The sequence below is a fragment of the Pseudoxanthomonas daejeonensis genome (assembly GCF_022637495.1).
Classification (GTDB): Bacteria; Pseudomonadota; Gammaproteobacteria; order Xanthomonadales; family Xanthomonadaceae; genus Pseudoxanthomonas; species Pseudoxanthomonas daejeonensis.
On record NZ_CP093331.1, the window covers coordinates 813,969 to 840,787 of the forward strand.

22 protein-coding genes and 1 riboswitch are annotated in these 26,819 nt (G+C 68.6%); of the genes, 10 read left to right on the forward strand and 12 right to left on the reverse strand.

Translation table 11 applies throughout. The features are described 5' to 3' along the window. Positions 1-20 precede the first annotated feature (20 nt). On the reverse strand, positions 21-1,418 hold the full coding sequence (gene mpl, locus MNQ95_RS03785; protein WP_241953854.1) for a UDP-N-acetylmuramate:L-alanyl-gamma-D-glutamyl-meso-diaminopimelate ligase: 1,398 nt from the start codon (positions 1,416-1,418) through the stop codon (positions 21-23). A 143-nt stretch (positions 1,419-1,561) separates the two neighbouring features. After that, complete coding sequence (locus MNQ95_RS03790) at positions 1,562-2,128, reverse strand: adenylate kinase (RefSeq protein WP_241953855.1); 567 nt, start codon at positions 2,126-2,128, stop codon at positions 1,562-1,564. A gap of 146 nt (positions 2,129-2,274) precedes the next feature. Between MNQ95_RS03790 and MNQ95_RS03795 the strand changes: the two genes are divergently transcribed. The 4 genes from MNQ95_RS03795 (at position 2,275) to MNQ95_RS03810 (ending at position 6,000) form a co-directional block, all read left to right on the forward strand. Beyond that, a complete protein-coding gene (locus MNQ95_RS03795; RefSeq protein WP_241953856.1) occupies positions 2,275-3,540 on the forward strand; it encodes a 6-phosphofructokinase in 1,266 nt (421 codons plus the stop codon). Positions 3,541-3,544: 4 nt separating this feature from the next. After that, a complete protein-coding gene (locus MNQ95_RS03800; protein ID WP_241953857.1) occupies positions 3,545-4,336 on the forward strand; it encodes a helix-turn-helix domain-containing protein in 792 nt (263 codons plus the stop codon). A 74-nt stretch (positions 4,337-4,410) separates the two neighbouring features. After that, positions 4,411-4,854, forward strand: coding sequence for a VOC family protein (locus tag MNQ95_RS03805; protein ID WP_241953858.1), 444 nt, complete (start codon positions 4,411-4,413; stop codon positions 4,852-4,854). Positions 4,855-5,046: 192 nt separating this feature from the next. Then, the gene (locus MNQ95_RS03810; protein WP_241953859.1) at positions 5,047-6,000 is read left to right on the forward strand and encodes a hypothetical protein; all 954 of its coding nucleotides are present in this window, start codon (positions 5,047-5,049) and stop codon (positions 5,998-6,000) included. 57 nt (positions 6,001-6,057) lie between these two features. Here MNQ95_RS03810 and MNQ95_RS03815 read toward each other — a convergent pair whose 3' ends face one another. Then, positions 6,058-6,678, reverse strand: a complete 621-nt coding sequence (locus MNQ95_RS03815; RefSeq protein ID WP_425605705.1) for a hypothetical protein — start codon at positions 6,676-6,678, stop codon at positions 6,058-6,060. Between the two features lie 219 nt (positions 6,679-6,897). Between MNQ95_RS03815 and MNQ95_RS03820 the strand changes: the two genes are divergently transcribed. From MNQ95_RS03820 to MNQ95_RS03830, 3 genes are all read left to right on the forward strand, one after another. Beyond that, positions 6,898-8,925, forward strand: a complete 2,028-nt coding sequence (locus MNQ95_RS03820; RefSeq protein WP_162409741.1) for a sodium-translocating pyrophosphatase — start codon at positions 6,898-6,900, stop codon at positions 8,923-8,925. Between the two features lie 143 nt (positions 8,926-9,068). Continuing rightward, a complete protein-coding gene (gene ppa / locus MNQ95_RS03825; RefSeq protein ID WP_162409743.1) occupies positions 9,069-9,602 on the forward strand; it encodes an inorganic diphosphatase in 534 nt (177 codons plus the stop codon). Positions 9,603-9,863: 261 nt separating this feature from the next. Next, on the forward strand, positions 9,864-10,970 hold the full coding sequence (locus MNQ95_RS03830; protein WP_162409745.1) for an HDOD domain-containing protein: 1,107 nt from the start codon (positions 9,864-9,866) through the stop codon (positions 10,968-10,970). Positions 10,971-11,010: 40 nt separating this feature from the next. Here MNQ95_RS03830 and MNQ95_RS03835 read toward each other — a convergent pair whose 3' ends face one another. The 9 genes from MNQ95_RS03835 to ilvD form a co-directional block, all read right to left on the reverse strand. After that, complete coding sequence (locus MNQ95_RS03835) at positions 11,011-12,885, reverse strand: sulfotransferase (protein ID WP_162409747.1); 1,875 nt, start codon at positions 12,883-12,885, stop codon at positions 11,011-11,013. An 85-nt stretch (positions 12,886-12,970) separates the two neighbouring features. After that, a complete protein-coding gene (locus tag MNQ95_RS03840) occupies positions 12,971-13,651 on the reverse strand; it encodes an ion channel (RefSeq protein ID WP_162409749.1) in 681 nt (226 codons plus the stop codon). Positions 13,652-13,655: 4 nt separating this feature from the next. Beyond that, the gene (locus MNQ95_RS03845; RefSeq protein WP_202922839.1) at positions 13,656-13,817 is read right to left on the reverse strand and encodes a hypothetical protein; all 162 of its coding nucleotides are present in this window, start codon (positions 13,815-13,817) and stop codon (positions 13,656-13,658) included. An 86-nt stretch (positions 13,818-13,903) separates the two neighbouring features. Next, positions 13,904-15,781, reverse strand: a complete 1,878-nt coding sequence (thiC, locus tag MNQ95_RS03850; RefSeq protein WP_241953860.1) for a phosphomethylpyrimidine synthase ThiC — start codon at positions 15,779-15,781, stop codon at positions 13,904-13,906. A gap of 141 nt (positions 15,782-15,922) precedes the next feature. Then, positions 15,923-16,030, reverse strand: a riboswitch (TPP riboswitch). 55 nt (positions 16,031-16,085) lie between these two features. Continuing rightward, on the reverse strand, positions 16,086-17,504 hold the full coding sequence (locus tag MNQ95_RS03855; protein ID WP_241953861.1) for a glycoside hydrolase 5 family protein: 1,419 nt from the start codon (positions 17,502-17,504) through the stop codon (positions 16,086-16,088). Positions 17,505-17,632: 128 nt separating this feature from the next. Then, a complete protein-coding gene (ggt, locus tag MNQ95_RS03860; RefSeq protein WP_241953862.1) occupies positions 17,633-19,357 on the reverse strand; it encodes a gamma-glutamyltransferase in 1,725 nt (574 codons plus the stop codon). A gap of 85 nt (positions 19,358-19,442) precedes the next feature. After that, on the reverse strand, positions 19,443-20,480 hold the full coding sequence (locus tag MNQ95_RS03865; RefSeq protein WP_241953863.1) for a hypothetical protein: 1,038 nt from the start codon (positions 20,478-20,480) through the stop codon (positions 19,443-19,445). 91 nt (positions 20,481-20,571) lie between these two features. Beyond that, positions 20,572-21,417, reverse strand: a complete 846-nt coding sequence (locus tag MNQ95_RS03870) for a phosphate/phosphite/phosphonate ABC transporter substrate-binding protein (protein ID WP_241953864.1) — start codon at positions 21,415-21,417, stop codon at positions 20,572-20,574. A 5-nt stretch (positions 21,418-21,422) separates the two neighbouring features. Next, positions 21,423-23,279: a dihydroxy-acid dehydratase gene (gene ilvD / locus MNQ95_RS03875; RefSeq protein WP_241953865.1), complete on the reverse strand. Its 1,857-nt coding sequence runs from the start codon at positions 23,277-23,279 to the stop codon at positions 21,423-21,425. Between the two features lie 490 nt (positions 23,280-23,769). On the opposite strand from ilvD, the gene ilvC reads away from it, so the two are divergent. The 3 genes from ilvC to MNQ95_RS03890 are packed head-to-tail and all read left to right on the forward strand — an operon-like array spanning position 23,770 to position 26,751. Further along, entirely contained in the window at positions 23,770-24,783 is a 1,014-nt protein-coding gene (ilvC, locus tag MNQ95_RS03880; protein WP_162409761.1) for a ketol-acid reductoisomerase, read from the forward strand. Beyond that, complete coding sequence (ilvG, locus tag MNQ95_RS03885; RefSeq protein WP_241953866.1) at positions 24,780-26,507, forward strand: acetolactate synthase 2 catalytic subunit; 1,728 nt, start codon at positions 24,780-24,782, stop codon at positions 26,505-26,507. Before ilvC ends, ilvG begins: the two co-directional genes overlap by 4 nt. Then, positions 26,491-26,751 (forward strand): ACT domain-containing protein, encoded by a 261-nt coding sequence (locus MNQ95_RS03890; protein WP_241953867.1) that lies wholly within the window; start codon positions 26,491-26,493, stop codon positions 26,749-26,751. Before ilvG ends, MNQ95_RS03890 begins: the two co-directional genes overlap by 17 nt. Positions 26,752-26,819: the final 68 nt, after the last annotated feature.

Genomic DNA, 26,819 nt, shown 5'->3' on the forward strand with positions numbered 1-26,819 from the left:
ATGGCCGCATCACCCGCCGTTCATTCCGCAAGCTGGGCCACGAAGCGTCGCGGCGCGCCATCGAAGCCGCCATTGGACATGAACACCACATGGTCGCCCGGCTGCACCGTGCCGCGCAGCGCCTCGAGCAGCGCGTCCGTGTCGGCCGCGGTGCGCGCGTCACCCCTGACCGCGGCGACCACGCGGCCGGCATCCCAGGCCAGTTCGGGCCGGTGCAGGAACACCACCGCGTCGGCGAGGTCCAGCGACGGCGCCAGCGCCTCGGCATGTGCGCCCAGCCGCATCGAATTGCTGCGCGGCTCCATCGCCACCACGATCCGCGCCGTGCCCACCCGCGCCCGCAGGCCTTCGAGCGTGGTGCGGATCGCGGTGGGGTGGTGGGCGAAATCGTCGTATACGGTGATCCCGCCCTGCGTGCCGAGCACTTCCAGGCGGCGCTTCACGCTCTGGAAACCGGCCAGCGCGGGAATCACCTGCGCGGCATCCACGCCGACCGCATGCGCCGCGGCCAGCGCGGCCAGCGCGTTCATCACGTTGTGCCGGCCGACCAGCGGCCAGCGCAGCGTGCCGACATCCTGCCCGCGATGCACGACCACGAAGGCGCTGCCATCGGCCTGCAGCAGTCGCGCGCTCCAGTCGAAGCCGGCGCCACCCTCGGCGCGCGGAACCGCGACCGCCGCGCCTTCGATGCCGAAGGTTTCCACCGGCGTCCAGCAGCCCATCGCCAGCACCTGCGCAAGGTGCGCATCCTCGCCATTGACGACCAGCCGGCCGGCGCGCGGCACGATGCGCACGAGGTGGTGGAACTGGCGCTGGATCGCGGCCAGGTCCGGGAAGATGTCGGCGTGGTCGTATTCGAGGTTGTTGAGGATGGCCACCGTCGGCCGGTAGTGCACGAACTTGCTGCGCTTGTCGAAGAACGCGGTGTCGTACTCGTCGGCCTCGACCACGAATTCGCGCCCGCTGCCCAGACGCGCCGACGTGCCGAAATCCTCGGCCACGCCGCCGATCAGGAAGCCCGGGTCGCGACCGGCCGCCTGCAGCAGGAAGGCCAGGATGGTCGTGGTGGTGGTCTTGCCGTGGGTACCGGCGACCGCCAGCGTGGTGCGCCCGGGCAGCACCCGCTCGGCCAGCCACTGCGCGCCGGAGGTGTAACGCCGGCCGTCGTCCAGCACCTGCTCCACCGCCGGGTTCCCGCGCGACAGCGCGTTGCCGATGACGACCTCGTCCGCATCGGCGGAGATGTTGCCGGCCAGGTAGCCCTGCCGCAGCTCGATGCCCAGCCTCTCCAGCTGGGTCGACATGGGCGGATACACCGCCTGGTCGCTACCCTCGACGGTGAAGCCCTGTTCGCGTGCCAGCGCGGCCACGCCGCCCATGAAGGTTCCGGCGATGCCGAGGATATGGATCTTGCTCATGCGCCGATTGTCGCCCAAGCGCCGCGATTTTGGGTGTCCGCCGTCGCGATCCGCACCATTGGCGGGCACGCACGTCGCCCCGCCAAAGAAAAACGCGCGCCACCTCGAGGCGACGCGCGTTTCCCGGGTACCACCGCGGCCGGTCAGGCCTTCTTCAACGCCGCCAGTACGCGCGCGGTGATCTCGTCCATGCTGCCGACCCCGTCGATCGCGGTCAGCGTGCCCCGGTCCGCGTAGAAGCCGATCACCGGAGCGGTCGAGTCGTTGTAGACCTGCAGGCGCTTGCGCACCGATTCGGGATTGTCGTCGGCGCGACCTTCGGCCTGCGCCCGGCCGGCGATGCGCTCGACCAGCAGGTCGGTGGCCACGTCCAGCTGCACCACTGCGTCCAGCGGCTGGCCGATCTTGGCCAGCAGCCCGTCCAGCGCGCCGGCCTGGGCCAGGTTGCGCGGATAGCCGTCGAGGATGAAGCCGCGCTCCACGTCGTCGCGGCCCAGCCGCGATTCGAGCATGCCCAGCAGGATTTCGTCGGAGACCAGGTCGCCGCGTGCCATCACTTCCTTGGCCTGCAGCCCCAGCGGGGTGCCGGCGGCCACTTCGGCGCGCAGCAGGTCGCCGGTGGAGATGTGGGGGACGCCGAGCGTCTCCTTGAGGCGCGCCGCCTGCGTTCCCTTGCCCGAACCGGGCGGGCCCAGTAGTACCAGTCGCATCGATTGCTCCCAGAAGAAATGTCCCGTGGCGGCCGGTGGCGCTAGACTTTCGTCCTGCGCCCGCATTGCACCGCACCATTCCAGTGCAGCTTACCGCATCCGCGGCGCTGTCCCCAAAAATGTCCCGCCTCCGAGGAACCCGATCCATGCCCAAGGCCACGCAAGGCACCCTGCTCTACGCCCAGTCCGGCGGCGTCACCGCCGTCATCAACGCCACGGCCAGCGGGGTCATCAGCGAGGCGCGGGCCCGCGGGGTCAAGGTGCTCGCCGCGCGCAACGGGATCCTCGGCGCGCTGCGCGAGGAGCTGGTGGACACCTCGAAGGAGTCGGCCGCCGCGATCGCCGCGCTGGCCCACACCCCGGGCGGGGCGTTCGGGTCCTGCCGCTACAAGCTCAAGTCGGTCGAGGCCGACCGGGCCCGTTACGAACGGCTGCTGGACGTGTTGCGCGCGCATGACGTGCGCTGGTTCCTCTACAACGGCGGCAACGATTCGGCCGACACCGCATGGAAGGTCTCGCAGCTGGCGGCCGAATTCGGCTATCCGCTGACCTGCATTGGCGTGCCCAAGACCATCGACAACGACCTGGCCGTGACCGACACCTGCCCGGGTTTCGGCTCGGCCGCCAAGTACACCGCCGTGTCGGTGCGCGAGGCCGCGCTGGACGTGGCCGCCATGGCCGAGACCTCGACCAAGGTCTTCGTCTACGAGGCGATGGGCCGCCACGCCGGCTGGCTGGCCGCCGCCGCCGGTCTGGCCGGGCAGTCGCCGGACGATGCACCGCAGATCATCCTGTTCCCCGAGCGCGCCTACGACGAAGCCGCCTTCCTGGCCCAGGTCGACAAGGTGGTGAAGAAGGTCGGCTGGTGCGTGGTCGTGGCCAGCGAGGGTATCCGCACCGCCGACGGCAAGTTCGTCGCCGACGCCGGCGGCGGCAAGGATGCGTTCGGCCATGCCCAGCTCGGCGGCGTTTCCTCGTACCTGGCCGGCAAGGTAAAAGACCAGCTCGGTTACAAGGTCCACTGGACCCTGCCCGACTACCTGCAGCGCTCGGCGCGCCATGTCGCCTCCAAGACCGACTGGGGGCAGGCGCAGGCGGTCGGCAAGGCCGCGGTCCAGTACGCGCTCAAGGGCATGAACTCGGTGATGCCGGTGATCGTGCGCAGTTCCAGCGCGCCGTATCGCTGGAAGATCGAGCCGGCGCCGCTGCACAAGGTCGCCAACCACGAGAAGACCATGCCGGCGAGCTTCATCCGCAAGGACGGCTTCGGCATCACGGCGAAGGCACGTGAGTACCTGCAGCCGCTGATCCAGGGCGAGGCGCCGCTGCCCTGGGGTCGCGACGGCCTGCCCAAGTACGTGACCCTGAAGAACGTGGCGGTGAAGAAGAAGCTGCCGGCCTGGGAAGGCTGATGGCATGACCGCGCGCGCGCCGCTGCCGGCCGCTTTGCGGCCGTACGTCGGCAACCTGTGGGTCGGCCAGTCGACCCGCGCGCGGCGCGAACACGTCATTCCTTCCGGCGAGATGCACCTGGCGGTGCGCATCGACGGACCAGCCTTGCGGCTGTACGCCGGCCGCGACGACGAGGAAGGCGAAGCGGTCGCCGCGGCGGTGGTCTGCGGCGCACGCAGCCGTTACTACGCCAAGCGCGCCGAGCCGTGCTGCACGGTCGGCGCGCAGTTGCTGCCGGGCGCGTCGCAGGCGCTGTTCGGCGTGCCGGCCACGGCGATCGCCGAACGGCACGCGCCCCTGCGCGAATTCTGGGGCGATGCGGTCGATGCGTTGCAGCGCGAGCTTGCGGCCACGACCACGCCGGAAGCGCGCCTGCACGCGCTCGAAAGCACCCTGCTCGCCCAGCTGCGGCCGGTCGAGCCGCTGCCGTCGCATGTCACCCGTGCCATTGCCGGGCTCGACGAAGGCGAGGACCTGCACGTGCTGCTGGCCGGCGCCGGGTGCAGCCACCGCCACTTCATCGCCCGCTTCCGCGATGCGACCGGCCTGGCGCCCAAGCGCTACGCGCGGCTGCGCCGCTTCCAGCGCGTGCTGGCGCAGCTGGACCTCGAAGGCACGGACTGGGGCACGCTGGCACTGGATCACGGCTATTGCGACCAGGCGCACCTGGCGCGCGACTTCCGCGAATTCGCAGGGCTGCCCGCGCGTGCCTACGAGCGCGCACGCCTGCACCCGCGCCACGTGCTTACCGGCTGAGCCGGTCAGTTTTTTCCAAGACCGCCGGCCTGCACGGCCGCATCCTGCGCGCACCACCACCGGAGTTGATCGCCATGGCCAGCCGTGAACTGTTCGCCTACCTGTGCGTCGCCGACGCAGCGCGCGCCATCGCGTTCTACCGGGAAGCCTTCGATGCGGCCGAGATGTTCCGCCTGGTCGAACCGGGTGGCCGCATCGGCCACGCCGAAGTCGATTTCGGCGGCACCACGCTGATGCTCTGCGAAGAGTTCCCGGAACTGGGCATCCGCCGCCCCGACCCGTCCCATGGTCACAGCGCCACCCTGCACCTGCATGTCGACGATGCCGACACGACCATCCGCCGCGCGATCGCCGCCGGCGCCACCCTGGAACGCGCCGCGAGCGACGCGTTCTACGGCGAACGCTCCGGCGTGGTCATCGACCCCTGTGGCCACCGCTGGAGCATAGGCCACAGCATCGAGGACGTGACCCCGGAGGAGATGCAGCGGCGCTATGCGGCCCTGATGGCGCAGGGCTGAGGCCACCGCCCTCCTCTTCCTCTCCGCGCCTGGTTGCCACCCCTTCTTGAGGTCGCCCCCCTTTCCAACGACGGCAACAATGCACTAGCGTTGGCCTGGGGAGCACATGCATATCCGCGAAAGTCGGATGCGTGGGTGCAGCAACGACGGACGCTGTCCCGAAGACAGCACGTTTCAGGGGGAAAACCGAAGATGATCAAGGCTGCATGGGGAGCCGGCTTGTTGCTGTGTGCTGCAACGGCTTCCGCGAAAGAGAAACCCATCGCGCTGTCCGAATTGGACGCCGCCACCCTCCAGGGCAAGACCATCGCGCTGACCGTGCATGAGCGCCCCTCCTTTATCGCTTTTACGGCCGGCAAGGCGACACTCGGCCTGCTTGGGACGGCAGCGATGGTCTCTGCCGGCAACAACATCGTCGACGAGAACGGCGTGGAAGACCCCGCCATCCTGGTCCGCAGGCAGCTGGCCCAGGCGCTGGCCGACCGTTATGGCGCCATCGTGTTGGAGCCAGATGCGGTGGCCAGCAAGGCCAAGAAGCCGAAGGACCTCGCAGCCCTGCACCCCGAAGCGGACTTCGTTTTCGATGTCCGCTCGGCGGGTTGGCAGTTCATCTATTTCCCGAGCAACTGGGACAATTACTGGATGGGCTACAACGTCCAGACGCAGCTGATCGATACAAGGACCGGCCGCCCTCTCGCCAGCATGGCTTGCGGCGCGCACACCAAGGAGCACGCCAATCCGCCCAGCCGCGACCAGTTGCTGGAGCAGGAGGCGCGACTGCTAAAGGACGTGACGCAGCATCTGGGATGGACCTGCGTCCATGTTCTCGCCAAGGAGCAGTATGGCCTGCTGCCGGAGCAAGTCGCGGCAATTCCCGCGCAGTACGTGGACCCGTTGTCGCCAGCACCGCCTGGTGATGTGGCGGATCGCGCCGTCGAACCGGTGGCCGGAGCGCCGGCAGAGGTCGCCATCGCAACCGATCCCACCGGCATGTCGGCCACGGAAGCAGCCACAAGCGAGGACTATGGACACGGCACTGCGGAAGCTCCCGCAGCGCCAGTGGATGCGGCGGGAACACCCCCCAATGGGGCTGCCCCACCGGAAGTTACCGACCTGGAAGCCGGCGAGGCCACGGACGCGCTCTAGTGGGTAACGCCATCTTCCGCCGCCACGCGGAGTAGGTCCGGGTGGCGGTGGCGATGGTCAGCGGCAGGACGCGCCAACGACTTCCATCTGCGCGCTGTACTGCGGCAGCTCGCGCATCTGCCCGGCTGCGGCCTGCTTCTGGGCATCCTGCAGGTAGATGCGCACCTGGCCCTGGCCGTCGCGGGCGAGGTCCTGCGCCACCGGCTTGCGCCACACGCGGACCTCGGCCTGCCGCGAGGGACAGCTGGCGTCGGGGATCCGGGTGAGGGTGTTGAGGATCCACCCGCTGGCCTGCGAAGGCCTGGCTTGCGCCGCTTCCACGTAACGGGCACGCGGCTGGCAGGTGGGTGCGGTCTGCACCGCCTGCATCCGGTAGGGCTGCGCGGCATCGCCGGTGAAGACGCCCTCGAGCCGGGTGCAGGCTTCCGGGATCGTCCGCACCGAATGCAACGCGCCCACCGCCTGCGCAGCGCCGGCCTGCTCGCGTTCGGCCTTCATGGCCTGGGCCTGCAATGGCGAAGCGACCGCGGCCACCGCCACCAGCACGGCCAGCAGCACCGCCTGGCGGAACACGTCGCCATGGCGCTGGGCCCGATCGGCGGCGGCAACGCTGACGGTACGGCCGGTGGAACTCGCGCCGGAGCGCTCTGGCGGAACGGGGATCGCGGTCACGGACATCGGATTCCATGCGTGGGAATGCAGATCCTGTCACCGCCTGCATGAACGCCATGTGGCCTTCAGGCCGCTGCAGCGGGCATACTCGGGTTGCTCCAGGGATGTTGAACACGATGTGATGCGCCTCGGTTACGGGTCCGCTCCAGTGCTTCACGACTCACCCGGCGTTCCCTCCTGTTCACCCGTCCACTGGGTGGCACTTATCAACCTTGGGAGGGGTTCATGCTGGAACAATACGGTTTGGCGCTGGCTCTGTTCTGCGCTGTCCTTGCAATCCTTTACGGCATCGTGTCCGCACGCTGGATCCTGGCGCAACCGGCGGGCAACGAGCGCATGCAGCAGATCGCCGCTGCCATCCAGGAAGGCGCGCGCGCCTACCTCAACCGTCAATACCTGACCATTGCCGTGGCCGGCGTCGTGCTGTTCGTGCTGGTCGGCGTGTTCCTCAGCTGGTACACCGCGATCGGCTTCGCCATCGGCGCGGTGCTGTCCGGCGCCGCCGGCTACATCGGCATGAACGTCTCGGTGCGGGCCAACGTGCGCACCGCCGAGGCGGCGCGGCGCGGCCTGGGTCCGGCGATGGACGTGGCGTTCCGCGGCGGCGCGATCACCGGGATGCTGGTGGTCGGACTGGGCCTGCTCGGCGTGGCCGGCTACTACTGGGTGCTGCAGCGGCTGGGCCTGTCGTTGGCCGACAACCTGCATGCGCTGGTCGGCCTGGCCTTCGGCTCGTCGCTGATCTCGATCTTCGCCCGCCTGGGCGGCGGTATCTTCACCAAGGGCGCCGACGTGGGCGCCGACCTGGTCGGCAAGGTCGAAGCCGGCATCCCCGAGGACGACCCGCGCAACCCGGCGGTGATCGCCGACAACGTCGGCGACAACGTCGGCGACTGCGCCGGCATGGCCGCCGACCTGTTCGAGACCTACGCGGTCACGGTGATCGCGACCATGCTGCTGGGCGGGCTGATGATCGACGAGGTCGGGCGCAACGCGGTGCTGTACCCGCTGGTGCTGGGCGGCGTGTCGATCGTGGCGTCGATCATCGGCGCGTTCTTCGTCAAGGTGAAGGCCGGCGGCTCGATCATGGGCGCGCTGTACAAGGGCGTGATCGTGTCCGGCGTGCTGGCGGCTATCGCGTTCTGGCCGATCACCACCTCGCTGATGGCCGACAACGCGCACGGCGCGTTCAACCTGTACGTCTGCGCGCTGATCGGCCTGGTCCTGACCGGCCTGATCGTCTGGATCACCGAGTACTACACCGGCACCCAGTACGCGCCGGTCAAGCACGTGGCACAGGCCTCGACCACCGGCCATGGCACCAACATCATCGCCGGCCTGGGCGTGTCGATGAAGTCGACCGCACTGCCGGTGGTGGCGGTGTGCGCCGCGATCTGGTTCGCCCACCTGCACGGAGGCCTGTACGGCATCGCGATCGCCGCCACCGCCATGCTGTCGATGGCCGGCATGATCGTGGCGCTGGACGCCTACGGGCCGATTACCGACAACGCCGGTGGCATCGCCGAGATGGCCGAGTTGCCGCCGGAAGTGCGCAATGTCACCGACCCGCTGGACGCGGTCGGCAACACCACCAAGGCGGTGACCAAGGGCTACGCGATCGGTTCGGCCGCACTGGCCGCGCTGGTGCTGTTCGCCGATTACACCCACAACCTGCAGGCCAGCAATCCGGGCGAGGTGTTCACCTTCGACCTGTCCGACCACACGGTGATCATCGGCCTGCTGATCGGCGGACTGATCCCCTACCTGTTCGGCGCGATGGCGATGGAAGCGGTGGGCCGCGCCGCCGGTTCGGTGGTGGAGGAAGTGCGCCGCCAGTTCCGCGAGATCCCCGGGATCATGCAGGGCACGGCCAAGCCGGACTACAGCCGCGCGGTGGACATGCTGACCCGCTCGGCGATCAAGGAAATGATCGTGCCTTCGCTGCTGCCGGTAGCGGTGCCGATCGTGGTCGGCCTGCTGCTCGGGCCCAAGGCGCTGGGCGGCCTGCTGATCGGCACGATTGTCACCGGCCTGTTCGTGGCGATCTCGATGACCACCGGCGGCGGCGCCTGGGACAACGCCAAGAAGTACATCGAGGACGGCCACTTCGGCGGCAAGGGCAGCGAGGCGCACAAGGCCGCGGTCACCGGCGACACGGTCGGCGACCCGTACAAGGACACCGCCGGCCCGGCGATCAACCCGCTGATCAAGATCATCAATATCGTCGCGCTGATGCTGGTTCCTCTTCTGTAAGTTATTGATTCTGATGGAAACGAAGCCCCGGCCTGGCCGGGGCTTCGCGTTTCCGGAGCGCCCGGCTCCCGGCTTTGTGCGGCGCAACAGGCAAAGGCGTAAAATGCCGGCCCTCTTCAACCGCAGTTTCCACGGAGCAGCAGATGGGCCTCGACCAGGTCAATTCCGGGCGCAACCCGCCGGACGAAATCAACGTCATCATCGAGATCCCGAAGGACTCCGAGCCGGTCAAGTACGAAGTGGACAAGGAAAGCGGCGCGATCTTCGTCGACCGCATCCTCTCCACGCCGATGCGCTATCCGTGCAACTACGGCTACGTGCCCAACACCCTGTGCGGCGACGGCGATCCGGCCGACGTGCTGGTGGTGCTGCCGCTGCCGCTGATCCCCGGCTCGGTGGTCCGCTGCCGTCCGGTCGGCGTGCTGAAGATGACCGACGAGGCCGGCGGCGACGAGAAGATCCTCGCCGTGCCCGTGTCCAAGGTGTTCTCCGGCTACGCCCACGTCGAGGATATCGACCAGGTCTCGCCGCACTGGCTCGAGCGCATCGGCCACTTCTTCGAGCACTACAAGGACCTGGAGAAGGGCAAGTGGGTCAAGCTCGATGGCTGGGGCAACGCCGTCGAGGCCAAGCAGATCCTGCGCGAATCGATGCAGCGCGCGGCCGACAAGGCCTGATCCAGGCTGGCGGCACCGGTGCCCGCCGGTGCCGGTCCGTCAGGTTGTCGATCGACGCCTGGCGGCAAATCCCGAACGCGGCGCCGGACCCGGCACTGCGCTTCGCGGCTCAAAGCGGAACTGGCGCACAGATCCGCACGCCGGGGCGAGCGAACCGCCGCGACCGGCTCAACTTCCGGTTCCCGCGACCGATACCGGCCTACGAGCGTCCGGCATCCGTAGGGGCGCGCCAATCCCGTCTTGCCCCCCAGGGAGGTTTCCGTGCGCATTCTGTTCGTCGGCGATGACACCGTATTCCCCGCCACGCTGGTCGAGCTGGTCTCCGAGCTGGGCGCGGACTGGGAAGTCGAACGCTGCACGGAGGCCGGCACCGCCATGGCGCGCGTCTCGGCCGCGCCGGTCGACGTGATCCTGGTGGCACCGACGCTTCCGGACATGCCCGCGGCCACCCTGCTCGGCCAGGTCCGCACGCTGCGCGCCGAAGCCTCGCGCGTGGCCGTCATCGACGGCGGCCAGAACCCGCCGGCGCGGATCATCGGCCTGGCCCACCGCTTCCTGCCCGCCCCGCTGGCACCCGAACTGCTGCTGGAATCGATCGGAAGCCTGGAAGAACTGCGCGAGCTGCTCGACAACCCGGAACTGCGCGAGCGCATCGGCCGGGTCGAACAGCTGCCTTCGCCGCCGCAGCTCTACCTGCGGCTGATGAATGCCCTGGAGACCGACGAGCACACCAGTGCCGCCCAGATCGCACAGCTGGTGTCCGGCGATCCGGCGATCGCGGCCAAGGTGCTGCAGTTGTGCAACTCGGCCTACTTCTCCAATGGCCGCACGATCACCGACCTGCGCGCCGCCGTCACCCGGCTGGGCATCGCCACCCTGCGCGACCTGGTCCTGGCCAGCGAGGTCTTCTCGCTGCCCGGCGTGGCCGGCGTGGATCGCGCCGCGCTCCAGGCGCGCGCGCTGATGGCCACCCGCCTGGCCAAGCGCATGCTGCCCGAATCCAGCGCCGAACTCGGCGCCACCGCCGCGCTGCTGGCCGACATCGGCCTGCTGCTGCCAGGTGTGCGCGACGAACGCGAGCCCTTCGTGGAAGGCGACACGCGTCCGGGACACGCCGAAGCGGGTGCCTACCTGCTGGGCCTGTGGGGCCTGCCGATGCCGATCATCGAGGCGGTGGCGTTCCATCGCACCCCCGCGCGCTCGAGCACCCGCAGCTTCTGGGTCACCGGTGCGGTGCATGTGGCCATGGCCCTGGCCGCCGGCGAGGAACCCGACGAGGCCTACCTGTCGCGTGCCGGCGCGCTTTCGCGCCTGGGCGAGTGGCGCGACTACGCCGAGTCGCTCAACGCAACGGCAATGGCGGCCTGATCGGGCCCGAGGCTACCCACCCCGGCTTGCGGTCCGACGGTCACCCGCGCAGAAGCGCTTCCGCGCGCGCGGCAACCGGCTCCCAGATCGAACGCTGCGCTTCGATGGCGGTTTCGTGTCGCCGCCACTTGTCCGGACTGGGCGCGGTAAGCGTGTAGCGCGAAAGCGGCAGCTCGGCACCCAGTTCCCGATCCCATTCCAGTCCGGCCCACGCGCACAGGCGCGATGCCTCCTGCTGGGGTGCGGCGAGGAATGCGTCATGGCGGATGCCGGTCCAGCTGCCAGCGGGCAGCGCCTGCAGGTCGTCGAGCAGGATCCGCGTGGCGGCGGCCCACTGGCGGGCCACGACTTCCTCGAGCGGCTGTCCGTTGCTTTCGCGCCATCCCGGCGTCAACAGGAAAGACCAGGTCGGCCCATCCCAGCCCGGCAGGTTCGGGTACATGCCGAAATCCCCCGAGCGCCAGCCGTCGATCATGCTGCCGAGCACCTGCCGCGGATCGCGGTACAGGAACACGAAGCGCGCCTCCGGGAACACCGTGCGCAGGAACGGGATCCGCAGCGCGTTCTTCGGCGTCTTCTCCAGCATGCGCAACGGGGCGACCGCTGGGGACCGTCCGTCGCGGTCGCGCAACTGGCGGAAGAAGCGTTCGCGCAGCGTCGCGGCGGCCTCGGCGGTGGCATCGGCGGCCTGAAGGCGATTGGAATCCCAACCGTGTGCCCCCGGCCCCAGCCCCGGAACGCCCTCGATCAGGGAATGGCTCTCGTCGCCTGGCGAATACAGCGCCGGTGCAGCAGCCAGGGTTTCGAACAGCAGCGTGGAGCCTGAGCGCGGCGGACTGACGATGAACAGTGGCCGGTCAAAAAGGGAGTCGCCCGCATTCGCCCGCGTGGACGCAGCGCGATCGGGCACCACCGCCGCGCCGGCATGTACGCCGATGGCCGGCTCGCCATGCCGGTCCAGCCTGGACTCGTCGGCGGCCGTGGCCAACGCCATGTCCAGCACATGCGATCCCAGCGCCTGCAGGAAGCCCAGCTCGTTCTTGAGGCCGACCTGGCCGGCACCCAGCGCGTCCAGTTCGAGGCGGATGTCGTCGAGCAGGCGCTGGTAGCGCGGCAGGCCTTCGCCGCGGTCGCCGTGCACGGCCCACAGCGCCTGCCAGCGGCGGGCGAAACGCAGCAGCGCCTGCTGCACCGGGCCAAGCCGCGGATCGGATACCGCTTCGCCGAGCAGGAACACGATGTGCTCGCGCAGCTCCCACGGCGACATCACCGCCGGGGCGTTGAAGTTCTCCAGGTCCAGCGACGGCGCCGCGCGTCCCGCCTGCGGAGCGAATCGGACAGGCTCCCAGTCCGCGCGATGGGTCCCCGGCGGCCGGGCCTGCGCGAGCAGGTCCCAGAAGCCTTCCCCACCGACGGTGTCGGCGACCAGGTGGATGCGCGTCTCGTTGCCGCCGTTGAGCACCCGATGGCGTCGCCAGGTATCGAATATCCAGCACTCGCCGGCGGCCATGTTCACTTCGCCTTCGCCGCACTGGAATCGCACCGATGGCGTGGTCACGATCGGCACGTGCACGCGCATGCGTTCGCGCCAGTAGTAGTTGATGTCCACGTGTGCGCGCACTTCGGCCTGGCCGGAAAGCCGCATGAGGCGCGCACGGCCCCACGTCGCTCCGAGGTGTTCGAGCACCTGCAGCAGGTAGGGACATTCCGCCAGCGCCGGGGTCGGCCGCATGGGGCCACTGAGCTCGTCGCTGTCCGGGTCGCCATGCGTGGTGATCAGGGTCAGCGCGCTGTTGCCATCGTCCTGCTGGGTTCGTCCACGCCACCAGCGAGGATCCACCGCGGCCACCTCGCGAGCCAGGGCGTCGGCATCGAACAGGACGGGCAGCTGGAGGAAGGGAACCTGCAGTTTCATGGCGGACTGGGATGCTTGCGGAACGCGCAGTTTCGCAAATGCCGCCGTCGCCGGCACGTGCCTGTGGACACGGTCCGGTCGCGGTTCAGCCCTTTCCTTGCCGGTGCAGGATGGTCAGGCCGATCAGGCGCGAGACCACCAGCGCGATGTACATGACCCCGGCGAACTGGGCCAGCATGGCCAGTGCGCGCGCTTGCGGCAGGACCGGCACCACGTCGCTCAGGCCCACTCCCGAAAGCAGGCTGAAGCTCAGGTACAGCAGCTCCATCCAGGTGCGCTGCGGGGCATCAGACGCCGCCACGAAGCTGCCGGGGTTGACGATCTGGCACACCGAGAAGGCGAAGGCGAAGGCCCATGCGAGCAGGGTGAAGGTGGCGCCGCAGGCGTACAGCTCGTCGCGCGTGACCTCATGGTCGGCCAGCATGTAGGCGGTCAGGCTGGCCGCCGTGTAGAAGTACAGCAGGCTTTCCAGCGCCTGCGACATCGCGGTGAGGGCCTGCATGTTCAGCACCGCCGCGGCGATGGACAGCAGCACCGCCGGCATCGCCAGGCACCAGGCCACCCAGCCCAGGGCCGGGCTGCGCTTGACCACCCATACCGCCAGCAACAGGACCACGATGCCGAACGCGCCGAACAGCGCACGACCGGCGGCAGCCTGTTCCATGACCGGATACAGCAGCACCCCGGCCAGCTGCACGGCCAGCAGCAGCGCCGACGGATGGCGCCGCGCCCTTACCAGCCAGCGAAGGTGCGAGAACAGGGCCATCGCGTCAGAAGTGTTTGAAAAGCGCGTAGTAGACGACGTAGATCCAGCCGAGGATGCCGTGGATCAGCACCCACAGCAGCGACTTGTTGGCCGTCCACGAAATGGTGATCGCCAAGGCCGTTCCGAAGCCGATGCCCGCCCTGACCACGCTGCTGCCTGCACTCATTGCCGCTCCTCGCCTGTACGGGACAGGCGCGACGATAGCGCATCACCGCCGCGGCCGGCAGGGCCGCGACGGCGCCGGGTCGGCGATCAGCCCGGCCGGTAGACCTGTGCGCCCTGTTCGAGGAACTGCGCCGATTTCTCCTCCATGCCGGCCTGCAACGCGGCCTGCTCGTCGACGCCGTGTTCTGCCGCGTAGTCGCGGACATCCTGGGTGATCTTCATCGAGCAGAAGTGCGGGCCGCACATCGAGCAGAAGTGGGCGAGCTTGTGCGCGTCCTTGGGCAGGGTCTCGTCATGGAATTCCTTGGCCTTCTCCGGATCCAGGCCCAGGTGGAACTGGTCCTCCCAGCGGAACTCGAAGCGTGCCTTGCTCAGCGCGTTGTCGCGCACCTGCGCGCCCGGATGGCCCTTGGCCAGGTCGGCAGCGTGGGCGGCGATCCGGTAGGCCATGATCCCGTCGCGCACGTCCTGCCGGTTGGGCAGGCCCAGGTGCTCCTTCGGCGTCACGTAGCAGAGCATCGCGGTGCCGAACCAGCCGATCATCGCCGCACCGATCGCGCTGGTGATGTGGTCGTAACCGGGCGCGATGTCGGTGGTCAGCGGACCGAGCGTGTAGAACGGCGCCTCGCCGCACTCGCGCAGCTGCTTGTCCATGTTTTCCTTGATCAGTTGCATCGGCACGTGGCCGGGGCCTTCGATCATGGTCTGGACGTCGTGCTTCCAGGCGATCTTCGTGAGCTCGCCCAGCGTTTCCAGTTCGCCGAACTGGGCCGCGTCGTTGGCGTCTGCGATACAGCCCGGGCGCAGGCCGTCGCCCAGCGAGAAGGCCACGTCGTAGGCCTTCATGATTTCGCAGATCTCCTCGAAGTGCGTGTAGAGGAAATTCTCGCGGTGGTGGGCCAGGCACCACTTGGCCAGGATCGAGCCGCCGCGGGAAACAATGCCGGTAACCCGCTTCGCGGTGAGCGGCACGTAGCGCAGCAGCACGCCGGCGTGGATGGTGAAATAGTCCACGCCCTGCTCGGCCTGCTCGACGAGCGTGTCGCGGAAGATCTCCCAGGTCAGTTCCTCGGCGCGGCCGTCGACCTTCTCGAGCGCCTGGTAGATCGGCACAGTGCCGATCGGCACCGGCGAGTTGCGGATGATCCACTCGCGCGTCTCGTGGATGTGCTTGCCGGTGGACAGGTCCATGACCGTGTCGCCGCCCCAGCGAATCGCCCAGACCAGCTTCTCCACTTCCTCGGCGATGCCCGAGGACACCGCGGAGTTGCCGATGTTGGCGTTGATCTTGGTCAGGAAGTTGCGGCCGATGATCATCGGCTCGCTCTCCGGGTGGTTGATGTTGTTGGGCAGGATCGCGCGGCCGCGCGCGATCTCGTCGCGCACGAACTCCGGGGTGATGATCTTCTGGATGTTCGCGCCGAAGCTCTCGCCCGGGTGCTGGGCCAGCAGGCCGGCATCGCGCACCGCGTCCAGCCGCTGGTTCTCGCGGATCGCCACGTACTCCATTTCCGGAGTGACGATGCCGCGGCGCGCGTAATGCATCTGGGTCACGTTGGCACCGGCCACCGCGCGGCGCGGCAATACCCGGCCGGGGAAGCGCACTGCGGCCAGCTTCGGATCGTGCTCGCGACCACGGCCGAATTCGGAACTCAGCGCGGGCAGCGCCTCGGTGTCGCCACGCTCGGCGATCCACTGCGCGCGCAGGGCCGGCAGGCCGGCGGCCAGGTCGATGCGCGTGTCCGGATCGGTATACGGGCCGGAGGTGTCATAGACGGTGACCGGCGGATTCTCCTCGCCGCCGAACACAGTCGGCGTGCGGGTCAGCGCGATCTCGCGCATCGGCACGCGGACGTCCGCACGCGAACCTTCGACATGGATCTTGCGCGAACCGGGGATCGGCCGGGTCACGGATTCGGAAAGCTGCTCGGTCTGCTGGAGCAGGGAGGCGGGAATGGCATTCATGCTGGGTGTCCGCTGAGAGTGCTCGGGGCCACCGCACCGGGGTGCGGTCCACGGCAACCGGGGCGCACGTGCGGGCACGGCGCGGCCAGTTGCCCGGAGCGGGCGGACACAGGACGACGGACTCCGGGTGCCGGATGAGCCGAACGTACTGCGAAAGCTTCCCTACGCCGGTATCAGCCGGATCAGGTTCCAAGGGACTGTCTCAACCATCGACCCGTGCCGGCGTCGGCGGTACCCCCGCTTCCGCGCGCATTAGACCACAGGCAGCCGGGACCGGGAGCCCGGCTCTCAAGGCCGGGCGGGTTCAGCGCGGCAGCGCGTGCACCGCCCGGGCATGGCCGGACACGATTCCCAGCGTCGAAGCATCGCTGTCGAACAGCGAGAACAGGCCCTGCGCCTCCTGCGGCGGATCGCCGGTGAACGGATCGCCGGGCGCCCACATCCAGTCGGCGTTGCGGGTGCGGCCACGGCCACCCCAGGCCCAGAAGTTGGATCCGGCGATGGCATCGCCCGCCTGCATCCGTTGCAGCACGCGGTCGTAGATCGCCTGGTAGAAGCGGTCGCGTGCCTGCGTGCCCGACGCCGGGTCGTAGGACCCCTGGTCGCGGTTTAGGCCGAACTCGGAAAGGACGATCGGCTTGCCCAGCTTGCCCGCCACCTCGATGTGGCGGTCGATGTAGTCCAGCGACGTCGCCAGCCCGGACTCCAGCCGCGCAGCCGGATCCTTGTGGTCGATCCAGCTCCAGTTCGACGGCCACAGGTGGAAGGTCAGGTAATCGACATTGGTCGTGGTGTGTGCGCGCACGAACAGGTCCATGTCGCCCGCCGAACCCTTCTCGCCTTCGCTGCCGGTGCTGACCAGTTGCCTGGGCGCCAGGCCGCGGATGAAGCCGGCGGTCTCGTCGATCCAGCGCACGTAGACGTCGGCATTGGCTTTCCCGTCGGCGTCGCTGCCCGGGCGCGGCTCGTTGGCCAGCTGCCAGGACATCACCGTCGGATCGTCGACGTAGGCCATGCCGTTGATGCTGTTGGTGCGACCGATAACCGTGCGGATCGCATCGCGATACCAGGCCTGCGCCTCGGGGATCGCATAGAAGCGCGCCGAGTTCTGCATGAACCCGTTCCAGTCGCCGGTCAGGTCCGGGTCGTGCTCCGACACCGATCCGCCGGTGGCCCAGGCCACGTACTGGGACATGCCGCCGGACCACTGCCAGAAATTGTTGAGGTAGAGCACGGCCTTCATGTCGCGCTTGGCCATCTCCGCCAGCAGGTAGTCCAGGCCCAGCAGCAGCTGCTCGTCGTACACGCCCGGCTCGCCCATGATCGCCGGCCGCACGCCGCGCTTGAAACCACTGGCTTCCGACATCGCCAGCACGCGCAGGTTGTCGATGCCGGCGGCCTTGAGCTGGTCCAGTTCCGCACGCAGGCGCTCGCGGTCGCCGACGCCATCGGGCGCGCCCAGGTAGGCGCCGTACCAGAAGTTCGCGCCGGCGAAGCGATAGGGTTTTCCGTCGAGCACGAAGTGCGTGCCCTGGACACTGACGAAACCGGACTGCTGCGTCGGCGCCGTCGGGCTGGCGGCGGCAGGGGCGACACCGGCCTGCGCGCTACCGGCACCTTCGGGGCCGGATTTCCCGGAGCAGGCTGCCAGCAGGCCGGACAGCGACAGGACACCCAACATCGCGATGCGGCCGAAGCCGTTCGCCCACATGGACACGTGCATGGAAGAACCCCTAGCCGTCAGCCCGTGATCGCACACGGATGCCGCGCACCTTACACGCTGCCAATGCACCCGCAAAACACATGCGAATGGCGCATATCAGCTATTCCTGGCATGCGCCGTGCCAATACTCAGTAGCCGGCGGCGTGCCCATCCTTGCGGCTCTCGGAGGCGCCGAAGTACACGCCGTTGCCCGGATCGCGCTGGATCGCCTGGTAACCACCGTAGGGACCGTCGGCGAAGATGACGCGATGGCCCTTGCGCATCAGCGCGCGGATGGTCTCGTACGGGAAGCCGGTTTCCAGGTTCACTTCGCCACCGTCGCTCATCGCGGTGGACTGCCCGGTCGGCTCGGTCGAACCCTCGTGCTGGATGCGCGGCGCATCGCCCGCTTCCTGCAGGTTCATGCCGAAGTCGACCAGGTTCATCACGATCTGCACGTGGCCCTGCGGCTGCATCGCGCCGCCCATCACCCCGAAACTGACCCAGGGCTTGCCACCCTTGGTGATGAAGGCCGGGATGATGGTCTGGAACGGGCGCTTGCCGGGCGCATACGCGTTCGGGTGGCCCCGCTGTTCATCGGATGCCGGCAGGACGAACATCTCGCCACGATCCTGCAGGATGAAACCCAGTCCCGGCGGCGCCATGCCGCTGCCCATGCCGCGGTAATTGGACTGGATCAGCGAAACCATCATGCCGTCGGCATCGGCGGTGGTGAGGTAGATGGTGTCGCCCTCCTCCAGTTGCTTGGGCGTGCCCGGCTGCACTTCGCGCAGCGCCTTGTCGGGGGAAACCAGCGCGCGCCGCCGCGCGGCGTAGTCCTTGGATACCAGGCGGTCGACCGGTGCCGGGTTGAAGGCCGGATCGGCGTAGAAGCGCGCGCGGTCGGCGAAGGCCAGCTTCTTGGCTTCGACGAACAGGTGCACGTGCTCGGGCGAGCCGAAGGCGATCTTCGAGAAGTCGTAGCCTTCGAGGATGTTGAGCATCTGCAGCGCGGCGATGCCCTGGCTGTTGGGTGGCAGCTCCCAGACGTCGACGCCGCGGTAGTTGGTCGAAACCGGTTGGACCCATTCGCCCTGGTGCGTGGCCAAGTCGTCGTAGGACAGGAAGCCGTCATTGGCCCGGAAGTAGGCATCGATGGTGCGTGCGATGTCGCCCTTGTAGAACGCGTCGCGACCGCCGTCGGCGATCTTCTGCAGGGTGTCGGCCAGGTTCGGGTTCTTCCACATCTCGCCCTTGCGGGGCGCGCGCCCGTCGATCGTGAACTGCTCCTTGAAACCCGGGTACTGCGACAGCCGCGGCACCGAACGGTCCCAGTAGTACGCGATCACCTCGTGCACCGGATGGCCTTCGCGCGCGTAGCGGATCGCCGGCGCCAGGTTGTCGGCCATCGGCAGGCGACCGAAGCGGTCGTGCAGCGCGAACCAGCCGTCGACCGTTCCGGGCACCGACACCGGCAGCGGCCCGGTCGGCGGGATGTCCTTGAGGCCGCGGCGCTGGAACTCGGCCAGGGTCAGCGACTTCGGCGAGCGCCCCGAGCCGTTGTAGCCGTACAGCTTCTTCGTCTTCGGATCCCACACGATGGCGAACAGGTCGCCACCGATCCCGTTGCCGGTCGGCTCCATCAACCCGAGCGCCGCGTTGGCGGCGATCGCCGCGTCCATCGCCGACCCGCCCTGCTTCATCGTGTCCAGGGCGACCTGGGTCGCCAGCGGATGGGAGGTGGCCGCCATCGCGTGCGGCGCGATCACTTCGGAACGGGTGGCGAACAGTTCGCCGGTGACGCGGTCGGCGGCACAGGCGATCGCTGGCACCAGCAGCACGGCGCAGAACAGGGAGCGATGGAACAGGGACATGGCGTTGCACCGGGACGTAGCGAACGGAATCCCGGAAAGATAGCCGATCGCCGCCTGCCCGCGCCGGACCGGGTCGACAGTCCGCTCAACCGGCCGGGATGGTCACCAGCGGCGAGCCACTGCCGCCACCGGTATCGGCGATCGACAGCATGATCTGGGTGATCAGGAACATCTGCTTGGAACCTTCGTCGCGTCCGTCGATCCAGTACCAGCGGCCACGGAACTGCGTCGCCACGTGGGCTTCGACCGGGGCCGCGGTCCCGCTGTGGATGCGCACCAGGTATGGCTCGGCCGAAGGCGGCGTGCCTTCCATCTCCACGCCTTGCGACAGCTCCATCAGGATCTCGAACATCGAGCGCGTCGCGATCGCCAGTTCGCCCGGGTCGTGCGGATAGGTGGCGAACACCACGCGCAGTTCGCCCACCCCGCGCTGGATGCCCAGCCGCTCCGACAGGTACTGCAGGTCGGCCTCCTCTTGCGCGCTCAACGCCGGACGCACCCGCGCCAGCGCCGAGAACGTCTCTTCCTTCTGCCGCACGCGTACCGCCAGGCCCTGGCTGCGCTGAAGGCGCCGCAAGGCGGCGACCACCTCCATGAAATCCTCGTCGGCCTTCTGCTCGAACAACGGTGCGCGACTGATGTTGCCGACGCCGTTGATCGAGCGTACCGCCAGTGGAAACAGCAGGTCCGAGGCCCAGCCGGCCTCCATCATCGCCAGCACCGCCGCCGGCGGCAGGGGCGCCAGCAGGTGGCGGGAGAAACGGTCGCCGGTCACCGGCGTGTAGGTCACCGTCGGGGTTTCGCGCAGCATCACTGCGCCGCCGATCGCGCCAGCGTCGCTGTCGATCGCCGGTGTGATCGCCGCGTGCAGTTCACCGGTGCTTTCGCGCGTGTACTGGCTGATGACCGATGTGACGCCCAGGAACATCGGCGCATCGCCATGGCGCAGCGCGACGATGTTGGTCAGCAGCTGCTCCTTCTCGCTCTGGCGCAGGCGCTCGGTGTAGTCGGTGCGGTCGATCCCGACCCGCGCCGCGCCGAGGCTCGCGCATCCGGCCAGCAGGGCGACCAGCCCGCCGGCCATCCCCGCTGCCAGCCAGGTCCTCGCTTCGCGGTGCGCCATCGGCCGTTCCCCGTCCCCGAGTCGGCGCCAGATTACGCCAACTTTCCCCCGTGCGGCCGCTGGATCGGGCGCGCGCCGATGGACCCATGGGTCATTCGCGGTCGGGCAATGCCAGGGAAATCGATGGCGGCGCAGTGAACGACTGCGCATCGCCGAACTCGGGCCACCCCGCGCGCAGGGCCGCCATGACCAACGGGTCCCGTGCGTGCGCCTCCAGCAACCAGCCGGCGATGGCATCGCAGGGCACCGTGTCGGCGTTACGGCACAGGAGCGGCCCGGGCGGAATCGGTGCGGAACGCCACAACTCATGCACCCCATCGGGCTGCGCGGCGTCGTACACGTCCGCGGCCAGGGCGACGACATCGGCCCGGCCTTCGACCAGCGACTGCAAGGCCGCCGCGTGCGAGCCCGCATACGCCAGGGATGCGAACCCGGCCCGTGGATCCAGGCCCATCTCGCGCAGCCCGGTGGTCGGCACGAACCCGCCGGAGGCGGAATCCCGCCCGACCAGCACCAAGCGTAGTTCGCCGGCCTGCCGCTGCAGCGCCGCGACCGAATCGATACCGGCACGTGCGACGAGCACCGCGCGGTAGCGGTCGGCCTGCGCGGCGGGAACGTCCGGCACCGGCAGCGCGACGACATCGCCCGCACCGGGGCGCGCCTGCAGGTAGGCGTGCAGGTTCGGCACGGCTACGTCGACCCTTCCCGCGTGCAAGGCCTCGACCAGCGCCGTCGGTGAGGGCAGTACGACCACGCGCACCGGATGCCCGCCCCGGCTGCCGAGATAGTCGGCCAATGGCTGGATCGCCGCGGCGCGGTCGCGTTGTGGATAGGCGTACGTGGCGACCACCCAGGCCGCGGGCCCATTGGCCGATGACGGTAGCGGCGCGAGCAGCAGCAGCGTCGCGATGAGCAAGAGGCCGCGTCGGAAGTCCATGGTCATCAGATGCCTTCGAGCAGCGCCTTGTCGCGGACCGCGCCCTTGTCGGCACTGGTCGCCAGCAGGGCATAGGCCTTCAGCGCGGTACTGACCTTGCGCGGACGCGGCAGCGCAGGCTTCCAGCCCCGCGCGTCCTGTTCGGCGCGCCGCGCGTCGAGCTCGTCGCTGGACAGCAGCAGGTCGATGGTCCTGCCCGGAATATCGATGCGGATGCGGTCGCCATCGCGGACCAGGCCGATCGCCCCACCGGCCGCCGCCTCGGGCGAGGCATGCCCGATCGAAAGGCCCGAAGTACCGCCGGAAAAGCGGCCATCGGTGAGCAGCGCGCACTGCTTGCCCAGGCCTTTCGACTTCAGGTAGCTGGTCGGGTACAGCATTTCCTGCATGCCCGGGCCGCCCTTGGGACCTTCGTAGCGGATCACCACCACGTCGCCCGCCTGCACCTCGTCGCCGAGGATGCCGGCGACGGCCGCGTCCTGGCTTTCGTAGACGCGCGCATTGCCCTCGAAGACGTGGATCGATTCGTCTACGCCGGCGGTCTTCACCACGCAGCCATCCACGGCGATGTTGCCGTGCAGGACCGCAAGGCCGCCTTCGCGGGAGAAGGCATGCTCCATGTCGCGGATGCAGCCTTCGGCGCGGTCGATATCCAGCGATGGCCAGCGCGTGGCCTGGCTGAAGGCGACCTGGGTCGGGATGCCGGCCGGACCGGCCTTGTAGAACGTGTGCACCCCCGCGTCCTGCGTGGTGGCCACGTCCCACTTCGCGATCGCCTCACCCAGGGTCGGGGCGTGCACGGTGGGCACGCGGGTGTGCAGCAGGCCGCCACGCGCCAGTTCGCCGAGGATCGCCATGATTCCACCGGCGCGATGCACGTCCTCGATGTGGTACTTCTGGGTGTTCGGTGCCACCTTGCACAACTGCGGCACGCGCTTGGACAGGCGATCGATGTCGCGCATGCCGAATGGCACCTCGCCCTCCTGCGCGGCCGCCAGCAGGTGCAGGATCGTGTTGGTGGAACCGCCCATCGCGATGTCCAGGGTCATCGCATTTTCGAATGCCTCGAACGTCGCGATCCCGCGCGGCAGCGCGCTCGCATCCTCCGCGCCATACCAGCGATGGCACAGCTCCACCGCGGTGACACCGGCCTTCTTGAACAGCGCCTCGCGATCGGCATGCGTGGCCAGCACGGTGCCGTTGCCCGGCAGCGACAACCCCAGCGCCTCGGTCAGGCAGTTCATCGAGTTGGCGGTGAACATGCCCGAGCACGAACCGCAGGTTGGGCACGCGCTGCGTTCGACCACTGCGACCTGTTCGTCCGAGGCGTTCGGATCGGCCGCCATCACCATCGCGTCGATCAGGTCGAGCTTGTCACCTGACGTCGTTCCATCCGCCAGTCGCGTCTTGCCCGCCTCCATCGGCCCACCGGACACGAACACGGTCGGGATGTTGAGCCGCAACGCGGCCATCAGCATGCCCGGGGTGATCTTGTCGCAGTTGGAGATGCATACCAGCGCATCGGCGCAATGGGCATTGACCATGTACTCGACCGCATCGGCGATGAGTTCGCGGCTGGGCAGCGAATACAGCATGCCGTCGTGGCCCATCGCGATGCCGTCGTCGACCGCGATCGTGTCGAACTCCTTGGCCACGCCGCCGACGCGCTCGATCTCGCGCGCCACCAGCTGGCCCAGGTCCTTCAGGTGGACATGCCCCGGCACGAACTGGGTGAAGGAGTTGGCGATGGCGATGATCGGCTTCTGGAAGTCGTCATCCTGCATGCCCGTAGCGCGCCACAGCGCGCGGGCACCGGCCATGTTGCGGCCGTGGGTTGAAGTCCTGGAGCGGTAATCGGGCATTGGTCGGGAACGCTGGCGGACGCTGGCGCGTGTGGTGGGAATGGAGCCTCACACCCGGTTCCTGCAGGCTTCCTGCGGGCGCGGTGTCGGCACGGATTGTGCTGTGATTTTGCGGCGTGCGTGCGCCGTGTCCACGGTTGCAGTTGCAACATTAGTGCACGCGACCGTGATGCTTGACAAGCCAAAAGGCGCGTGCTTTCCTCGTCCCCATGTTGCATTGCCACACGCCCATGACGACCCACCGCAGCGCGCCCATCGGCGCCGCGTCGCTTGTCGTACTCGTCCTTATTACCTCGCCACCAGGTGCGGGACGAACCGGCGCGTAACCAGAAACACCACGCCAGATTCGCAAAACCCCGCACCGAAAGGCGCGGGGTTTTTTGTTGGCCGTCACCCTGGCCAGAAATTATCAGCAGAAACAAATCGTTTACGGCACATTCCACCCCCTTCGCTCCAACCCACATCAACACGACCCGCACAGGACCACGCCATGACCAGCAGCATTTCCCCCAAGATCGCGATCGTCGGCTACGGCAGCCAGGGCCGCGCGCACGCGCTGAACCTGCGCGATTCCGGCTTCGACGTGACCGTCGGCCTGCGTCCGGGTGGTCCGACCGAAGCCAAGGCGCAGGCCGACGGCTTCGTGGTCAAGGCACCTGCCGATGCGGTGAAGGATGCCGACCTGGTTGCGGTGCTGACCCCGGACATGGTCCAGAAGAAGCTGTACGACGACGTCCTGGCCGCGAACATGAAGCCCGGCTCCGTGCTCCTGTTCGCGCATGGCCTCAACGTGCATTTCGGCATGATCAGTCCGCGCGAGGACCTGGACGTGGTGCTGGTCGCACCGAAGGGCCCCGGCGCGCTGGTCCGCCGCGAATACGAGATCGGCCGCGGCGTGCCGTGCATCTATGCGGTCCACCAGGACAAGTCGGGCAAGGCCGAGGAATTCGCCCTGGCGTACGCCGGCGGCCTGGGCGGCGCGCGCGCCAACATCATCAGCACCACGTTCAAGGAAGAAACCGAAACCGACCTGTTCGGCGAGCAGGCCGTGCTGTGCGGCGGCGCCTCCTCGCTGGTGCAGGCCGGCTTCGAGACCCTGGTCGAGGCCGGCTACCAGCCGGAGATCGCCTACTACGAAGTCCTGCACGAACTGAAGCTGATCGTGGACCTGTTCTACGAAGGCGGCATCACCCGCATGCTCGAGTTCATCTCCGAGACCGCGCAGTACGGCGACTTCGTAAGCGGCCCGCGCGTCATCGATGCGTCGGTCAAGGCGCGCATGAAGGACGTGCTGACCGACATCCAGAACGGCACCTTCACCCGCAACTGGCAGGCCGAGTACGACGCCGGGCTGCCGAACTACAGGAAGTTCCAGCAGGCCGACAAGGACCACCCGATCGAGAAGGTCGGCAAGGAACTGCGCGCGAAGATGGTCTGGCTGCAGGCCAATGCCGCGCAGCCGGACACCGACGACGCGAACGCGAAGAGGACCGCCGCCGCATGAACGCGACCTCCCCCACAGCGGCGGCCGGGCTGCGCAATGGCGCGGCCTGGGTCGCGCACGCGCTGGAAGCCGAGGGGGTGGATACGATCTTCGGCTATCCGGGCGGCGCGATCATGCCGTTCTACGATGCACTGGTGGACTCGGGACTGCGCCACGTCCTGGTCCGCCATGAGCAGGGCGCGGCGCTGGCCGCCAACGGGTACGCCCGCGCCAGCGGCAAGGTCGGCGTGTGCGTGGCCACCTCCGGGCCGGGCGCTTCCAACCTCGTGACCGGCATCGCCGATGGCCTGCTGGATTCGGTGCCGATGGTCTGCATCACCGGCCAGGTCGCCACGCCCTTGCTGGGCACCGACGCATTCCAGGAACTGGATGTGTTCGGCATGACCCTGCCGATCGTCAAGCACAGCTTCCTGGTGCGGAAGGTCGACGACCTGCCGCACGTGTTGTCTGAAGCCTTCCGTCTGGCGCGCGAAGGGCGCCCGGGCCCGGTGCTGATCGACCTGCCCAAGGACGTGCAGATCGGTCCGGCCGCGCACCTGCCCGCACACGTGCCGGCCGAGGTCGAGCCCGAGCCGGCACCGGCCGACGACGCGCTGGCCGAAGCCATCGCCGCCATTGCCGGCGCCGAGAAGCCGGTGATCTATGGTGGCGGCGGCATCGGCATCGCCGATGCGGTCGAGGATTTCCGCAGATTCGTCGAGGCCACCCGCATCCCTACCGTGCTGACCCTGCGCGGCCTGGGCGCCCTGCCCGGCAACCATCCCCAGTTCCTGGGCATGCTGGGCATGCACGGCACGCGCGCGGCGAATATCGCGGTGCAGGAGTCGGACCTGCTGGTCGTGGTCGGGGCCCGCTTCGACGATCGCGCCACCGGCAAGCTGGCCGAGTTCGCGCCGTTCGCCCGCGTCATCCATCTGGATGCCGACGCCTACGAGATTTCCAAGCTGCGCACCGCCGACATATCGCTGCCGGGCGATGTGCCTTCCGGCCTGCGCACGCTGACTGCCGCACGCAGCAGTTGCGACGGCTGGCGCCAGCGCTGCGCCAAGAACCGCGAGAAGCACGCCGCGCGCTACGACGCTCCCGGCCAGGACATCTACGCTCCGGCCCTGCTCAAGCGCCTGAGTGAGCTGGTGCCCGACGCAGTCATCGCCTGCGATGTCGGCCAGCACCAGATGTGGGTCGCGCAGCACTGCCGCTTCAGCCATCCACGCAACCACCTGACCTCCGGCGCGCTGGGCACAATGGGCTTCGGCCTGCCGGCGGCGATGGGCGCGCAGTTCGCCTGCCCGGACCGGCCGGTGGTGCTGGTCTCCGGCGACGGCAGCTTCATGATGAACGTGCAGGAGCTGGTCACCGTGGCCCGCTGCAAGCTGCCGGTGAAGATGATTTTGCTCGACAACAGTTCGCTGGGCATGGTCCGGCAGTGGCAGGAGCTGTTCTTCGACAAGCGCTACAGCGAGATCGACCTGTCCGACAACCCGGACTTCGCCGCGCTGGCGCGGGTGTGCGGGATTCCCGCCACGCGCATCGAGAAGCGCGCCGACGTCGAGAACGCACTGGCCGCCTTGCTGGCTTCACCGGGCCCGGGCCTGCTGCACGTGGCGATCGATGCCCGCGCGAACGTATGGCCGCTGGTGCCACCGAACACGGCCAACAGCACGATGCTGGAATCCAATCCGAACGAACAGAAGGCGGAGTCCGCGCATGCGTTACCGGCTTGACCTGGTGCTGAAGCCCGTGGAGGGCGCGCTGGTCCGCGTGATCGGGATGACCGAGCGCCGCGGGTTCGCGCCGCGCTCCATCGCCGGCGGCCACGAAGGCGCGGACGGGCGCTGGCGCCTGCAGCTGGAAGTCGATGGCGGTCGTCCGGCCGAGACGCTGAAGCGCCAGCTGCAGAAGGTCTACGACTGCGAGTCGGTCGAGATCAGCCCGGTCGAGGCCGCTCCGCTGGAAACGGTGCGATGAGCGCGCGCATGGCCAGCGCGCGCAGCGGCGCCGCCGCTCCAGCGGCGGACCTCGTACGGAGGTCTCTT